This window comes from Microbispora siamensis (genome assembly GCF_016863095.1).
Lineage (GTDB): Bacteria > Actinomycetota > Actinomycetes > Streptosporangiales > Streptosporangiaceae > Microbispora > Microbispora siamensis.
In genome coordinates this window covers 202777-218088 of record NZ_BOOF01000001.1, presented here as the reverse complement: position 1 = coordinate 218088, position 15312 = coordinate 202777, and the positions used below count along the sequence as shown (strand labels likewise).

General features: G+C 72.1%; 10 protein-coding genes. 8 read left to right on the top strand and 2 right to left on the bottom strand.

What is annotated here, in order from left to right:
* Positions 1–7 precede the first annotated feature (7 nt).
* The 3 genes from lgt to Msi02_RS00930 are packed head-to-tail and all read left to right on the top strand — an operon-like array spanning position 8 to position 2705.
* The gene (gene lgt / locus Msi02_RS00940; protein ID WP_204046623.1) at positions 8–1063 is read left to right on the top strand and encodes a prolipoprotein diacylglyceryl transferase; all 1056 of its coding nucleotides are present in this window, start codon (positions 8–10) and stop codon (positions 1061–1063) included.
* Complete coding sequence (locus Msi02_RS00935) at positions 1060–1779, top strand: VIT1/CCC1 transporter family protein (RefSeq protein ID WP_204046622.1); 720 nt, start codon at positions 1060–1062, stop codon at positions 1777–1779. Before lgt ends, Msi02_RS00935 begins: the two co-directional genes overlap by 4 nt.
* Positions 1776–2705 (top strand): hypothetical protein, encoded by a 930-nt coding sequence (locus Msi02_RS00930; protein ID WP_204046621.1) that lies wholly within the window; start codon positions 1776–1778, stop codon positions 2703–2705. The genes Msi02_RS00935 and Msi02_RS00930 overlap by 4 nt, the downstream gene beginning before the upstream one ends.
* Before the next feature lie 35 nt (positions 2706–2740).
* Here the strand turns inward: Msi02_RS00930 and Msi02_RS00925 are convergent, their stop codons facing one another.
* Entirely contained in the window at positions 2741–4297 is a 1557-nt protein-coding gene (locus Msi02_RS00925) for a bis-aminopropyl spermidine synthase family protein (protein ID WP_204046620.1), read from the bottom strand.
* 158 nt (positions 4298–4455) lie between these two features.
* Between Msi02_RS00925 and gltB the strand changes: the two genes are divergently transcribed.
* The 4 genes from gltB to Msi02_RS00905 all read left to right on the top strand — a co-directional run bounded on the left by gltB (position 4456) and on the right by Msi02_RS00905 (position 12880).
* Positions 4456–8982, top strand: coding sequence for a glutamate synthase large subunit (gene gltB / locus Msi02_RS00920; protein ID WP_204046619.1), 4527 nt, complete (start codon positions 4456–4458; stop codon positions 8980–8982).
* A gap of 68 nt (positions 8983–9050) precedes the next feature.
* Complete coding sequence (locus Msi02_RS00915) at positions 9051–10535, top strand: glutamate synthase subunit beta (RefSeq protein ID WP_204046618.1); 1485 nt, start codon at positions 9051–9053, stop codon at positions 10533–10535.
* Positions 10536–10709: 174 nt separating this feature from the next.
* Positions 10710–12359 (top strand): S8 family peptidase, encoded by a 1650-nt coding sequence (locus Msi02_RS00910; RefSeq protein ID WP_239107996.1) that lies wholly within the window; start codon positions 10710–10712, stop codon positions 12357–12359.
* A gap of 104 nt (positions 12360–12463) precedes the next feature.
* Entirely contained in the window at positions 12464–12880 is a 417-nt protein-coding gene (locus Msi02_RS00905; RefSeq protein WP_079315861.1) for a DUF2784 domain-containing protein, read from the top strand.
* Here Msi02_RS00905 and Msi02_RS00900 read toward each other — a convergent pair.
* Positions 12801–13655 carry a hypothetical protein gene (locus Msi02_RS00900; RefSeq protein WP_204046617.1) on the bottom strand — a complete coding sequence of 285 codons (855 nt, stop codon included), beginning with the start codon at positions 13653–13655 and terminating at the stop codon, positions 12801–12803. The two genes, Msi02_RS00905 and Msi02_RS00900, sit on opposite strands and share 80 nt — an antisense overlap.
* 107 nt (positions 13656–13762) lie before the next feature.
* Here Msi02_RS00900 and pyk point away from each other — a divergent pair, with 107 nt between their 5' ends.
* Positions 13763–15196, top strand: coding sequence for a pyruvate kinase (gene pyk, locus Msi02_RS00895; RefSeq protein ID WP_193202965.1), 1434 nt, complete (start codon positions 13763–13765; stop codon positions 15194–15196).
* Positions 15197–15312: the final 116 nt, after the last annotated feature.

Sequence of the window (15312 nt, the reverse complement as noted above, 5' to 3'; positions counted from 1 at the left end):
ACGTTACATGCCCCTCCTCGCCTCGATTCCCAGCCCGTCACAGGGGGTCTGGAATCTCGGACCGATCCCGATCCGCGCGTACGCGCTGTGCATCGTGCTCGGTGTCATCGTCGCCGTCTGGATCGGCGAACGCCGCTGGCGCGCCCGTGGCGGCGCCCCCGGGACGATCACCGACCTCGCGGTCTGGGCCGTGCCGTTCGGCCTCGTCGGCGGACGTCTCTACCACGTCATCACCGACTGGCAGATCTACTTCGGCTCCGAAGCGCCCAAGCGGCCGATCGACGCCCTGTTCATCTGGGAGGGCGGCCTCGGCATCTGGGGCGCGATCGCCCTCGGCGCGCTCGGCGTGTGGATCGCGTGCCGCCGTCGAGGCATCTCCTTCACCGCCGTCGCCGACACCCTCGCCCCCGGCGTGGCCGTGGCGCAGGCCATCGGCCGGTGGGGCAACTACTTCAACCAGGAACTGTTCGGCGGCCCCACCGACCTGCCGTGGGGCCTGGAGATCGATCCGGGCCGCCCGGGCACCGTCCCCGGCGCGACCACCTACCACCCGACGTTCCTGTACGAGTCGCTGTGGGACCTCGCGCTCGCCGGCGTGCTGATCCTGGCCGCCCGCCGGTTCGGCCTGCGGCACGGCCGGGTGTTCGCGCTGTACGTCGCGGGCTACACGCTCGGCCGGTTCTGGATCGAGGGGCTGCGGGTGGACCCCGCCCACCACATCCTCGGCCTGCGGCTGAACCAGTGGACCTCGATCGTCATCTTCCTGTGCGCGCTGGCGTACCTGTGGCTGGCCCGCAACCGTACGGGCGAGGAGCCGCTGGGCGCGGCCGGCGACACCGGCGGAGACCTCTCCGACCCCGCCCACGGGCGGGACCAGGCCGACGAGCCGGAACTCCTGCGTGCGGACGAGCGGGACGAGAAGGCACAGGACCGGGAGGCACGAGGCGGCGCCGACGACCCGTCACCGGGCGGCGACGCGGGCTCCGGCAGGCAGACGGCGACCGCGGGAGCGGGCGCCGCGAGCGACGGCCCGGCGGTGGAACCGGAGGCCGGCCAGCGATGACGAAGGCCACGACGGGGGCGCGGGCCGAGATCCACCACGAGCATCGGGACGTCAACGGCGGCTGGTTACGCCCCGCCGTCTTCGGCGCGATGGACGGGCTGGTCTCCAACTTCGCGCTGATCGCGGGCGTCGCCGGCGGCACCGCGGAGACCCGGATCGTCGCTCTCGCCGGCATCGCCGGCCTGGCCGCCGGGGCGTTCTCCATGGCGGGCGGCGAGTACGTGTCGGTCGCCAGCCAGCGCGAGCTCGCCCAGGCGGAGATCGACGTCGAACGCCGGGAGCTGGAGCGGCACCCCGAGGCGGAGGAGGCCGAGCTCGCCCGGATGTACGAGCAGCGGGGCGTGGACCCGGAGACCGCCAGGGAGGTGGCCCGGCAGATCTCCCGGAACCCGGAGGAGGCCCTGGCGGTCCACACGCGGGCCGAGCTGGGCGTGGACCCCGACGACCTGCCCTCGCCCGTGCTGGCCGCCGTGTCGTCGTTCCTGTCGTTCAGCATCGGCGCGCTGATCCCGCTCCTGCCCTACCTGCTGGGCGTGCGGGGGCTGTGGATCTCCGCCGTGGTGTCGATGGTGGCGCTGTTCGCCGCCGGCGCCGTGGTCTCCCGGGTGACGGCCCGCAGCTGGTGGTTCAGCGGCCTGCGCCAGCTCGTGGTGGGGGCCGTGGCGGCGGCGCTGACCTGGGGCCTGGGCTCGCTGATTGGAACCGGCGGTCTATGACCAAGCGCAAGCGCCGGTCGTCCGCGCCGGCCGAGGGGCGGACCGGGGCCGCCCTGGCCGAGCTGGGGCTGGACGACCGGCAGCAGCGTGTGGTCGTGTGGTCGGTCACCGCTGTGGGAGTGCTGGCGATCGCCCTGGTGCTGACGCTGGTGGTCAACGCGATCGGCGGCGGGCAGTCGCAGCCGGTGCAGGCGTCGGGCGAGGTGTCGGGGGAGGGCCTGCCCGCGTCCTTCCAGTCCTGGCCGTCCGTGAAGGAACTGGCCCCGATCGGCGACAGGAAGGCCGACAGCGCGCCGCTGACCGTCCAGGAGGTGTTCGGCGCGCGGACGGTCACGGCCGGGAAGGTCACGCTGCGTCGGCTGGCCGGCCGTCTGGACCAGGCCTGCGCGGGCGCCGTGTGGGGAGCCGACCTCGCCGACGCCCTGACCGAGGCCGGGTGCAGCCAGGCCGTCCGCGGCCTGTACGCCACCGCCGACGGGGTGTACGTCGCGCAGTACACCTTGTTCAACCTCGCGGACGTCGCCGCGGCCGAGTCGCTGGCGAAGTCGCTGGCGTCGCTCTACCGGGGCGCCTGGGTGCAGCCGCTGGAGTCGCCGCGGGCGAAGTTCGGCGCCTACAGCGAGGGAAACGCCTACGTCCTCGGGCACTACCTCGGGGTGGCCTGGATCGGCCGCGCCGACGGCGCGGAACCGGGGGAGAAGGACGACTTCATCATGCTCGGCCTGGCCGTGCGGGAGACCGAGAAGGCGGTCTTCCGCCGTGTGGTCAAGGTGGCCGGGGTGCCGTCGGACCCCGCGCAACCGCCGGGCCCGGCCGACACCGCCCAGCCCGCCGAGGAGCCTCCCTCCGATCCCGGCGCCTCTCCTGCCGTGTCCGCACCCGCCGCGAGCACGTCCGCGCAGGCGTCCGTCCCCGCGGCCCGCTAGGCCGGCCCGATATGCCCGCGCGGTGCCCGGTCTGATCAGGCCGTGGCGGGAGCGCCGGTCCGCGCCCTCATCCCGGCGAGGCGGTGGAGGGGGAGTTCCAGCGGGGTGGCGTCGAGGGCCCACGGCGCGGCCTCCTCGACGGCGGCCCTGGCCTGCCGCTTGGTGAGCCCGGCCGTCTCGGTCAGTGCCTCGCGCCAGGCGTTGGCGACCTTCCCGTGGGCGCTGTCCATGATCCTGCGCACCACCCGGTCCGGTCCGCCGTCCGGGGGCGAGAGCCGTACGGCGTCGAGGACGTGGCCCTCGGCGGTCAGGCGATACACGGGGGCGAGCAGCGCGGCGAGCGCGGGCAGGTCCGCCACCGTGTCCACCACAGGGCCCGCGGTGAGCACGCGCACGTGCCGGGCGCGCGTCGCGAGCAGCAGGCGGGGCAGCGCCGCCTCCAGCCCGGCCGGCACGGCGATCGCCACCCGCTCGGGGTCGGCGGCGTACGGCTTGGCCAGCAGGGTGGCGAGCCGGGTGCGCGGCACCTGCGGCAGCAGGCCGCGCGGCCAGTCGCCGGCCAGCAGGCCCGGCCCGAACGCGGTCACGGCCGCCTCGTCCGGCGGCGCCGCCGGGGCGGCCTCGACGGCCTGGGGACCCTGCGTGTAGATGGCCGTGGCGAGGCGGTCGAGCCGGGCGGCGATCGCCGGCCACGTCTTCGTGGTGGGCCGCAGCACGTACAGGTCCGCCGCGCTGCCGATCGCCTCCGCCCCGTGATACCGGTTGAAGTGCGGAAATATCGCCTCATGCAGCAGGTTGAGGTCGAAGAGGGCCTTTTGTACCTTCAGCGCGAGCATCGGAGTGCGCTCGGAGGCGCCGTACGCCACGAGGATCCGCCCCTGCTCGCGGTCGCGCAGGCCCTCGGCGGCGCGGGCGGCGAACAGCCCGATCCCCTCGGGCGTGTACGGCGGGTCGGTGATCGCGAGGTCGGCCCAGCCGCGCAGCGACGGCGGCAGGCCGAGGCGCAGGTCGGCCCAGCGGGTGCGCACCCCCAGGTCCTGGGCGTCGATGTACTCCAGGATGCGGTCGTCGATGTCGGCCACGGCGACCTCGACCTCGGGGTGGACCATCCGCACGGCCAGCGAGGTCAGGTCGTGGTCGCCGACGCACAGCAGGCGGGCGCCGGGCAGCCAGAACCTTCGCCCCAGCAGGAGGGCGCGGCGCAGCACGGTCTCGGCGGTCGCGGAGACGTGGTCGAGTGCGTGCCGCCCCCGGGGAGCCTCGGCGATCAGCGCCTCCAGGCGTCCGAGCGTCTCGGCGTGTTCTGCGACCATTCCGGCGACCGGATTCCCAAGACCGGAAATATCCGCATCTACTCCGACGTTGTAGCGGTTGACCTGATCAATGGGAATACGGACGCGGTCGCCGCTGTGCTCAAGGGGGAGCACCCGCAGCAGCGACTCGATCGTCCGCCGCGACGTCGCGGTCTCCCTGACCAGGTCGGCCAGGGTCCACCAGCGGCCGTCGGCCAGGAGCGCCAGCGCTCCGCGCAGGCGCAGGCCGTCCACGCCGGCCTCCGCCAGCAGTTCGTCGATCGCCTCATGACCACCCATGCGCAAACCATATCCACGGCGCTGACCTGTGAAGGTTCGCGAAGCGGACCTGGGGGGCACTATTCCGGCAGCGTGTTGTAATCTCTAAGGACCACAACCGCAGCAGGGCCAGCGTCGTCCCTCTGTTCCACGCAGACGTTGACGACGGGAGTGACTACATGCCTGCTGCCCGCCTTGGCCTTCCCGGAGGTCTCCCCGAGCCCCAGGGACTCTACGACCCCGGATTCGAGCACGACGCCTGTGGCGTAGCCATGGTGGCCGATGTCGCCGGCCGCCGCAGCTACGACATCGTCGCCAAGGCACTGACGGCGCTCCGCAACCTCGACCACCGGGGTGCCAGCGGCAGCGAGCCGGACACCGGCGACGGCGCGGGCATCCTCACCCAGATCCCCGACGCGTTCTTCCGGGCCGTCGTGGACTTCACGCTGCCGCCCGAGGGCGCGTACGCCGCGGGTGCCGCGTTCCTGCCGCTGGACGAGCAGGCGAGGCAGACCGCGATCGGCCTCATCGAGCAGATCGCCGCCGAGGAGGGCGTGACGATCCTCGGTTGGCGCGACCTGCCGGTGGACCGCGACCTGCCCGGCGCCACCGCCCGGGCCGTCATGCCGCACTTCGCGCAGCTGTTCGTGACCTCGCCCGGCGGCGAGACCGGCGTCGACCTCGACCGGATCGTGTTCGCCTTCCGCAAGCGGGCCGAGCACGAGGCGGACGTCTACTTCTCCTCGCTGTCCTCGCGGACCATCGTCTACAAGGGCATGCTGACCTCGCTGCAGGTCGAGCCGTTCTTCGCCGACCTGTCCGACGAGCGCTACGTCAGCGCCATCGCGCTGGTCCACTCGCGCTTCTCGACCAACACCTTCCCCTCCTGGCCGCTGGCCCACCCGTACCGGTACGTCGCGCACAACGGCGAGATCAACACCGTGCGCGGCAACCGCAACTGGATGCGCGCCCGTGAGGCCATGCTCGCCACCGGCCTGATCCCGGGCGACCTGCGGCGGCTGTTCCCGATCTGCGACCCCGACGGCTCCGACACCGCCTCGTTCGACGAGACGCTGGAGCTGCTGCACCTCGGCGGCCGGTCGCTGCCGCACGCCGTGCTGATGATGATCCCGGAGGCGTGGGAGAACCACACCGAGATGGACCCGGCCCGCCGGGCCTTCTACGAGTTCCACTCCACCCTCATGGAGGCGTGGGACGGCCCCGCGTCCATCACCTTCTCCGACGGCACGCTGGTCGGCGCGGTCCTCGACCGCAACGGCCTGCGCCCGGGCCGGTTCTGGGTCACCGACGACGGCCTGGTCGTGCTCGCCTCCGAGGCGGGCGTGCTGTCCGACATCCCGCAGGAGAAGGTCGTCCGCAAGGGCCGCCTGCAGCCGGGCCGCATGTTCCTGGTGGACACCGCGCGCGGCCGGATCATCGAGGACGACGAGATCAAGGCCGAGCTCGCCGCCGCCGAGCCGTACGGCGAGTGGCTGCACGCGGGCCTGGTCCGCTTCGAGGAGCTGCCCGAGCGCGAGCACGAGCACCCCACCCACGAGGCGCTGGTCAAGCGGCAGCAGACCTTCGGCTACACCCAGGAGGAGCTGCGGGTCATCCTCACGCCGATGGCCAAGAACGGCGCCGAGCCGATCGGCTCGATGGGCACCGACACCCCGGTGGCGGTGCTGAGCGAGAAGCCGAGGCTGCTGTTCGACTACTTCAGCCAGCTGTTCGCGCAGGTCACCAACCCGCCGCTGGACGCCATCCGCGAGGAGCTCGTCACCTCGCTGCAGTCGACGATCGGCCCCGAGGGCAACCTGCTCGACCCCGGCCCGGCCTCGTGCCGCCGGCTCGTGCTGCCCTACCCGGTGATCGACAACGACGAGCTCGCCAAGATCATCCACATCAACGACGAGGGCGCGCTGCCCGGCTTCCAGCCGTACGTCGTGTCCGGCCTGTTCGACGCGGCCGGCGGCGGCGAGGCGCTGGTGCGGCGGCTCGAGGAGATCCGCCAGGAGGTCTCCCGGGCCATCGAGGACGGCGCGCGGATCATCGTGCTGTCCGACCGCGGGTCGTCCCGCGAGAAGGCGCCGATCCCGTCGCTGCTGCTCACCGGCGCGGTGCACCACCACCTCATCCGGGAGAAGTCCCGCACCCGGGTCGGCCTCGTGATCGAGACCGGCGAGGCCCGCGAGTGCCACCACATGGCCCTGCTCATCGGCTACGGCGCGAGCGCGATCAACCCCTACCTCGCGCTGGAGACGGTCGAGGACATGATCGCCACCGGTCAGCTCGACCTCGACCCGCGCAAGGCCGTGCGCAACCTCATCAAGGCGTACGGCAAGGGCGTGCTCAAGGTCATGTCCAAGATGGGCGTGTCCACGGTCGCCTCCTACACCGGCGCGCAGATCTTCGAGGCCCTCGGCCTCGGCGCCGAGGTCATCGACCAGTGCTTCACCGGCACCACCTCCCGCCTCGGCGGCGTCGGCTTCGACGTGCTGGCCAAGGAGGCGCTGGAGCGGCACGCGCGGGCCTATCCCCGCGCGGAGAACCCGCACCGGCGGCTGGAGGTCGGCGGCGAGTACCAGTGGCGCCGCGAGGGCGAGCCGCACCTGTTCAACCCGACCACCGTCTTCAAGCTGCAGCACTCCACCCGCACCCGGCGCTACGAGATCTTCAAGGAGTACACGTCCCTGGTGGACGGGCAGTCCGAGAAGCTCATGACGCTGCGCGGCCTGTTCAAGCTGCGTCCCGGCGGCGCGCCCGTGCCGATCGAGGAGGTCGAGCCGGTCGAGTCGATCGTCAAGCGGTTCTCCACCGGCGCCATGTCGTACGGCTCCATCTCGATGGAGGCGCACGAGACGCTGGCCATCGCGATGAACCGGCTCGGCGCCAAGTCGAACACCGGTGAGGGCGGCGAGGACCCGGAGCGGCTGCACGACCCCGAGCGGCGCAGCGCGATCAAGCAGGTGGCCTCCGGCCGCTTCGGCGTGACCAGCGAATACCTGGTCAACGCCGACGACCTGCAGATCAAGATGGCGCAGGGCGCCAAGCCAGGCGAGGGCGGCCAGCTGCCCGGTCACAAGGTGTACCCGTGGATCGCCAAGACCCGGCACTCCACGCCCGGCGTCGGCCTCATCTCGCCCCCGCCGCACCACGACATCTACTCGATCGAGGACCTGGCCCAGCTCATCCACGACCTGAAGAACTCCAACCCGCGCGCCCGCGTCCACGTGAAGCTGGTCGCCGAGGTCGGGGTCGGGACCGTGGCGGCGGGCGTCAGCAAGGCCCACGCCGACGTCGTGCTGATCTCCGGCCACGACGGCGGCACCGGCGCCTCCCCGCTGACCTCGGTCAAGCACGCGGGCGCCCCCTGGGAGCTCGGCCTGGCCGAGACCCAGCAGACGCTGCTGCTCAACGGCCTGCGCGACCGCATCGTCGTCCAGGCAGACGGCCAGCTCAAGACCGGCCGCGACGTGATCATCGCGGCGCTGCTCGGCGCGGAGGAGTACGGCTTCGCCACCGCTCCGCTGGTCGTCTCCGGCTGCGTCATGATGCGGGTCTGCCACCTCGACACCTGCCCGGTGGGCGTGGCCACCCAGAACCCCGAGCTGCGCAAGCGGTTCACCGGCAAGCCCGAGTTCGTGGTGAACTTCTTCGAGTTCATCGCCCAGGAGGTGCGCGAGTACCTCGCCGAGCTCGGCTACCGCTCGCTCGACGAGGTCATCGGGCGGGCCGACCTGCTCGACACCACCCAGGCGGTCGAGCACTGGAAGGCCTCCGGCCTCGACCTGGCGCCGATCCTGCACCAGCCGGAGCTGCCCGAGGGCACCCCGCGCCGCAAGGTCGTCGAGCAGGACCACGGGCTCGACAAGGCGCTGGACAACACGCTGATCCAGCTCGCCGAGGGCGCGCTGAACTTCGGCGACCCGGTCACGCTGGAGCTGCCCATCCGCAACGTCAACCGCACGGTCGGCACGATGCTCGGCCACGAGGTGACCAAGCGGTACGGCGGGGCCGGCCTGCCGGACAACACGATCGACGTGTCGTTCACCGGCTCCGCGGGCAACTCGTTCGGCGCGTTCGTGCCGCGCGGCGTCACGCTGCGGCTGACCGGCGACGCCAACGACTACCTCGGCAAGGGCCTGTCGGGCGGCCGGATCATCGTCCGCCCGCACCCCGACGCGCCGTTCGAGGCCGAGACGCAGGTCATCTCCGGCAACGTCGGCCTGTACGGCGCGACGTCCGGCGAGGTCTTCGTCCGCGGCATCGTGGGCGAGCGGTTCTGCGTGCGCAACTCCGGCGCGACCGCCGTCGTGGAGGGCGTGGGCGACCACGGCTGCGAGTACATGACCGGCGGCCGGGCCGTCGTCCTCGGGCCGACCGGCCGCAACTTCGCCGCCGGCATGTCGGGCGGCGTCGCGTACGTGCTCGACCTGCGGCCCGAGCGGGTCAACCGCGAGATGGTCGAGCTGGAGGCGCTGGACGACGACGACGCCGAGTTCCTGCGGGAGATCGTCGAGAAGCACTTCGCGGAGACCGGGTCCACGGTGGCCAAGGCGCTGCTCGCCGACTGGGACGCCGCGCTCGGCCGGTTCGGGAAGGTCATGCCGACCGACTACAAGCGGGTCCTCCAGGCGAGGGCCGCCGCCGAGGCCGAGGGCCGCGACATCGACGAGGCGGTCATGGCCGCCGCCCACGGGTGACGCCGATGCGGATCATCGCGACCGTCTCCATGACCGTTTCCACGCAGGGATAGAGGGGGGTAACACCGTTGGCTGACCCGAAGGGGTTCCTGACACACGGGCGCGAGCTGCCGGCGCGCCGCCCGGTCGACGTTCGCATCCGCGACTGGCGCGAGGTCTACGAGGACTTCCCCCGGCCCGCGCTCACCAAGCAGGCGGCCCGCTGCATGGACTGCGGCATCCCGTTCTGCCACAACGGCTGCCCGCTCGGGAACCTCATCCCCGAGTGGAACGACCTCGTCTACCGCGACGACTGGCGTGAGGCGATCGAGCGGCTGCACGCGACCAACAACTTCCCGGAGTTCACCGGCCGTCTGTGCCCGGCGCCGTGCGAGTCGGCGTGCGTCCTCGGCATCAACTCCGACCCCGTCGCGATCAAGCGGGTCGAGGTCGAGATCGTCGACCGCGCCTTCGCCGAGGGCTGGGTCACGCCGCAGCCGCCCGCCGCCAAGACGGGCAGGAAGGTCGCGGTCGTCGGCTCGGGGCCGGCCGGCCTCGCCGCCGCGCAGCAGCTCACCCGCGCCGGGCACGACGTGGTCGTGTTCGAGCGGGCCGACCGGATCGGCGGGCTGCTCCGCTACGGCATCCCCGAGTTCAAGATGGAGAAGCGGCACGTCGACCGGCGCCTCGCCCAGATGGAGGCCGAGGGCACCGAGTTCCGCACCGGCGTCAACGTCGGCGTGGACGTCACGGTGACTCAGCTCCGCGAGGAGTTCGACGCCGTCGTGCTGGCGGGCGGCGCCACGGCCTGGCGCGACCTGCCGGTGCCCGGCCGTGAGCTCAAGGGCGTCTACCAGGCGATGGAGTACCTCCCGCCGGCGAACAAGACCCAGGAGGGCGACTACGCCGAGTCGCCGATCTCGGCCGAGGGCAAGCACGTCGTCGTGATCGGCGGCGGCGACACCGGCGCCGACTGCATCGGCACGGCGATCCGCCAGGGCGCCCTGTCGGTCACCCAGCTGGAGATCATGCCGAAGCCGCCGGCGACCCGTCCGGGCAGCCAGCCGTGGCCGACCTACCCGATGCTGTTCAAGATGGAGAGCGCGCACGAGGAGCTGGAGGCCGGGGCGGGCGACCGCGTGTACGCGGTGTCCACCACCGAGTTCGTCGGCGACGACGAGGGCAATGTGCGGGCGCTGCGCCTGGTCGAGGTCGAGGGCCCGGCGGCGGGGTTCACGCCGATCCCCGGCACCGAGCGGGAGATCCCGGCCGAGCTGGTGACGCTCGCGATGGGCTTCCTCGGCCCGGAGAAGGGCCCGCTGCTGAACGACCTCGCGGCGCTGTCCGGCGACCCGGAGTCGTTCTTCGACGCCCGGGGTAACGTGGCCAGGAACGCGTCGTACGAGACGTCGGTCGAGGGCGTGTTCGCGGCCGGCGACATGGGCCGGGGCCAGTCGCTGATCGTGTGGGCGATCGCCGAGGGCCGGTCGGCCGCGGCGGCGGTGGACCGCTACCTGAGCGGGCGGACCGTCCTGCCCGTTCCCATTCCGCCGACCGCGAGGCCCCTCGTCTGAGAGGTGACCCGCCGCCGTGGTCCCAGGGGACCGGACCACGGCGGTCGGGGTGTACGGGATAAAACGGGCATATCCAGTTCGGTGGCCGGGTTGCGAGCGCGTGCGGCCGCCGGGAGGATGCTGTGCCCGGATCGAGGGGCCTCCGCACCAGAGGCCCGCAACCGAGGAGGATCGTTGTACGCACGGGGGCGGCTCGCCGGGGCCATCATGTCCATCACCATGCTCGGCGGGCTGGGGGCCGCGGGTCTGCCGGGGGCGGCGAGCGCGTCCGAGCCCGCGCGGAACTACCTGGTCTTCTATACCGACGGTCACCGGGCCACCGCGGAGCGGGCGGCCGAGGCGGCCGGAGGAACGATCCAAGGGAGGGACGACAAGCTCGGCTACCTCGTCGTACGCGCGTCCGACCCCGAGAAGATCGGCGCCGACCCCTCCGTGGTCGGCGTCGCGCTCGACCGTCCCATCGGCAAGACCGCCGACGCGCCCGCCGCCTCCGGCGCCCGGCGGGTGGAGCACGTACGGTCGGCCGCGAAGCATGTCAGGTCAGCACAGGGCGGCGACCCGCTCTCGGGCCGCCAGTGGGACATGAAGATGATCGGCGCCACCCCCACCGGGTCGTACGCCAAGGCCCGGGGCAGCCACAAGGTGCTCGTGGGCGTCATCGACACCGGCGTGGACGGCAAGCACCCCGACATTGCGCCCAACTTCAACCACGCGCTCAGCCGCAACTTCGTCGTCGACGAGCCCACCGACGAGAACGGCAAGCCGCTCGACGGGCCCTGCGAGCACAAGGGCTGCAAGGACCCGGCCGACGTCGACGACGACGGCCACGGCACCCACGTCGCGAGCACGATCGGCTCGCCGATCAACGGCATCGGCGTCAGCGGGGTCGCCCCCGACGTGTCGCTGGTCAACCTCCGCGCCGGCACCGACTCGGGCTTCTTCTTCCTCAAGCCCACGATGGACGCCCTGGAGTACGCCGCCGACGTCGGCGTCGACGTGGTCAACATGAGCTTCTTCGTCGACCCCTGGACGTTCAACTGCGCGAACAATGCGAGCGACACGAACAGGGAGCGGCTGGAGCAGCGGGCGATCCTGGAGGGCATGCGCCGCGCGGTCAAGTACGCCCGCGCGCACGGCGTCACACTCGTCACCGCGATCGGGAACGAGGGCCTCGACCTCGGCAAGGTGAAGAACGACACCTCCAGCCCCGACTTCCCGAAGGGCTCGGAGAAGAAGCGGTCCGTCGACAACACCTGCCTCAACGTCCCGGCCGAGCTCGACGGCGTCATCTCGGTGTCCTCCGTCGGCCCCGGCGGGCAGAAGGCGTCGTATTCCGACTACGGCGTCGAGCAGACCGACATCGCGGCGCCGGGCGGCGACATGTTCGACGGCGGCACCGGTCTCAAGGGCGCGAGCCGGGAGATCCTGGCCGCCGTCCCCGAGAACGTCCTGCGCGCCAAGGGCCTCGTCGACGCCGCGGGCACGCCGAAGACGTCCTCGGTGATCCGCGACTGCCACGACGGCAAGTGCGCCTACTACCAGTACCTGGAGGGCACGTCCATGGCCGCGCCGCACGTCACCGGGGTGGCGGCGCTGATCATCGGCCGGTTCGGCAAGCCGGGCAAGGGCGGGCTCCAGATGGACCCCGCGCAGGTGGAGCGCATGCTCTACGCCACGGCGACCCCGAAGGGCTGCCCCGCGCCCCGCACCTACCGCTACGGCACGGGCGAGAGCCAGGTCTGCGAGGGGCCCACGGCGAAGAACGGCTTCTTCGGCCACGGCCTGGTCGACGCCGCCCGGGCCGCCACCGCCGTCGCGCCCTGAGCCTCTTCCTGGGGCTCGTCGCCGCCTGAGTACGTGTCTGAGTAGCCCGCCGGATGTCCGGCGGGCCACGGCGGCCTACCCTCCTTCGCGGAGGAGGGCAGACCATGATCTACCGGCTCGTCTGGCAGGCCACGATGGTGGCGCATTTCCTCGTCATCGCCTACATCGCCCTGGGCGGCTTCCTCGCCTGGTGGCGGCCCCGGCTGATCTGGCCGCACCTCGCGCTGTGCGCCTGGGGGCTGGTGCAGCTCTCAGGGCTCGTGGAGTGCCCGCTGACCGCGCTGGAGAACTGGGGGAGGGCCAGGGCGGGGGAGCGCGGCCTGCTGCCCGGCGGCTTCATCGACACCTACATCGAGGGCGTGATCTACCCGCAGGCGTACGTCTGGCACGTGCGGCTGGCGGTGATCGCCGTCGTGCTCGCCTCCTGGGCGGGGCTCGCGATCAGGATCCGCCGACGCCGCACACGTCCTGCGCGTACGACAGGAACGTCTGCTGCACCGGAGCCGGAGGCGTCGCGATGAGGTAGCGCTTCTCGCCGCCGCCCACGGTGCCGTAGACCGGGAACAGGTAGGCCTTCTTGGCCTCCGCGAACGCGTGCCAGTCGCAGCGCATGGGGGTGACCTCCACCGGGATCTCCAGCCGCGTGGCGTCCGCCGCGAGCACCGCCACCGGCCGGCGCTTCCCGGAGCGGGGGAGCATCGTGTAATGCGTGGTGGCGCCGAGCTCGTCGATCGTGATCCGCTCCGAGCCGCCCTTCCTGGTGACGACGAGGTTCCCGTGAAGGGTCCGGCCCACCCGGGTCCAGGTGTCCCCGAACGTCACGTCCACCGACTGGCGCAGGATGTAGGCCCCGCACTCGGCCTTCACCAGCCCGTCCAGCGTGGGATCGGGGTGGTGGACCGGGAACTCCACCTTGCGCAACGCCCCGTCGCCGACCTGGATGTGCGCGACCACCGTGGCCGGGCGCACCGGCGGGATCTTCGTCGGGTCGCAGCGCGCCTCGCCGTACGGGATCCGCAGGTCCGTGCGCGGCGTCTTGCCGAGGGTGGTGTCCACGCGGGTCGGCGGGAGCGTGGCGAACGAGGCGGTGACGAGCTGGACGTCCTGGAAGCGCACCGGCGTGCCGGTCTCGTTGCGCACCGACACCTCCAGGTCGTGAGACGTCTCGTCGCTGCGCCACTGGTTGAGCGACACCGAAACACCCGTCGGCGGGGCGGCCGATTCGGTACCCTGGCCTCCGCACGCGGCCAGGGTGAACAGCGCCGTTATTACCCCCCAGGTCCGGGTACGTCCCATGGCTGCCAAGGCTAGGGCACGCGGATGATCGCGTGAAGTGTCTGAACATTTGGCGACAGCTGTGTGCGCCGTCACTGCAAGTGGTCTGTACCAATTAGGGTAGTGCTGTGAGTCGTCGAGCAAAGATCGTCTGTACCCTCGGGCCCGCCACCTCCTCGCCGGAGCGCCTACGCGAGCTCATCAAGGCGGGCATGAACGTCGCCCGCTTCAACCTCTCGCACGGCAGCCACGAGTTGCACAAGGAGGTGTTCGACCGGGTCAGAGCCGCCGCCGACGAGCTGGGCTGCGCCGTGGGCGTCCTCGCCGACCTCCAGGGCCCCAAGATCCGCGTCGGACGCTTCGCCTCCGGTCCCGTCCGGCTCGGCTACGGCGACGTCTTCACGATCACGACCGAGGACGTCCCCGGCGACCGGGACATCGTCTCCACGACGTACGAGGGCCTGCCGGGCGACGTCAAGCCCGGCGACACGATCCTCGTGGACGACGGCCGGCTGAACCTGGAGGTGACCGCGGTCGAGGGGCCGCGTGTCGTCACCCGCGTGGTCATCGGCGGCATGATCTCCGACAACAAGGGCCTCAACCTCCCCGGCGTCGCCGTCAGCGCCCCGGCGCTCACGGAGAAGGACGAGGAGGACCTGCGCTGGGCGCTGCGCACCGGCTTCGACATGATCGCCCTGTCGTTCGTCCGGTCGCCGGACGACGCCGCGCTCGTCCACGCGATCATGGAGGAGGAGGGCGTCAGGCTCCCGCTCCTCGCCAAGATCGAGAAGCCGCAGGCCGTCGACCGCCTCGAGGAGATCGTGGACGCCTTCGACGGCGTGATGGTCGCCCGCGGCGACCTCGGCGTCGAGCTGCCGCTGGAGCAGGTGCCGATCGTCCAGCGCCGCATCATCGAGCTGTGCCGGGAGAAGGCCCACCCGGTCATCGTGGCCACCCAGATGCTCGACTCGATGATGGGCGCCCCCCGGCCCACCCGCGCCGAGGCGTCCGACGTCGCGTACGCGGTGATGGACGGCGCGGACGCGGTCATGCTGTCCGGCGAGACCTCGGTCGGCAACTACCCGATCGAGTCGGTCTCCACGATGGCCCGCATCGCGGTCGCCGCCGAGGGCACCACGCTGCAGGCCACCCACACGCTGGAGCGCCTGCCCGAGACGACCGGCGGGGCCATCGCCCGTGCCGCCGCCGAGGTCGGCGCGATCGTCGGGGCCAAGGCCCTGGTGGCGTTCACGATGTCCGGCGAGACCGCCCGGCGGCTGGCCCGTTACCGCTCGCCGATCCCGCTGCTGGCGTTCACCTCCAACCCGCAGGTGCGCGGCCAGCTCGCGCTGACCTGGGGAGTGGAGACGTTCGAGGTGCCGTTCGTGCACCACACCGACGACATGGTGCGGCAGGTGGAGGCCTCGCTGCTGTCGCTCGGCGTCTGCGAGAAGGGCGACAAGGTCGTCGTCGTCGCCGGCTCGCCGCCCGGCAACCACGGCTCCACCAACGCCCTGCGCGTCCACACCATCGGCTCGGCGGTCGCGCACCCGTCGACCTGACCCCGGCGGCCGGGTTCTCCCGGGCCTCGCGGCCTGGGACACCCGGCGGAGGGGGAAAACCCCTTGAAGGCGCGGCGCCCTTCGACGGAGCATGGCAGGAGCGAGTCGACCTTTCC

What these genes read in the sequence shown, in the direction of transcription:
- Msi02_RS00905 (WP_079315861.1), top strand. Translation starts at nt 12,464, where the DNA reads ATGATCTACCGGCTCGTCTGGCAGGCCACGATGGTGGCGCATTTCCTC.
- lgt (WP_204046623.1), top strand. Translation starts at nt 8, where the DNA reads ATGCCCCTCCTCGCCTCGATTCCCAGCCCGTCACAGGGGGTCTGGAAT.
- Msi02_RS00900 (WP_204046617.1), bottom strand. Translation starts at nt 13,655, where the DNA reads ATGGGACGTACCCGGACCTGGGGGGTAATAACGGCGCTGTTCACCCTG.
- Msi02_RS00935 (WP_204046622.1), top strand. Translation starts at nt 1,060, where the DNA reads ATGACGAAGGCCACGACGGGGGCGCGGGCCGAGATCCACCACGAGCAT.
- gltB (WP_204046619.1), top strand. Translation starts at nt 4,456, where the DNA reads ATGCCTGCTGCCCGCCTTGGCCTTCCCGGAGGTCTCCCCGAGCCCCAG.
- Msi02_RS00925 (WP_204046620.1), bottom strand. Translation starts at nt 4,297, where the DNA reads ATGGGTGGTCATGAGGCGATCGACGAACTGCTGGCGGAGGCCGGCGTG.
- Msi02_RS00930 (WP_204046621.1), top strand. Translation starts at nt 1,776, where the DNA reads ATGACCAAGCGCAAGCGCCGGTCGTCCGCGCCGGCCGAGGGGCGGACC.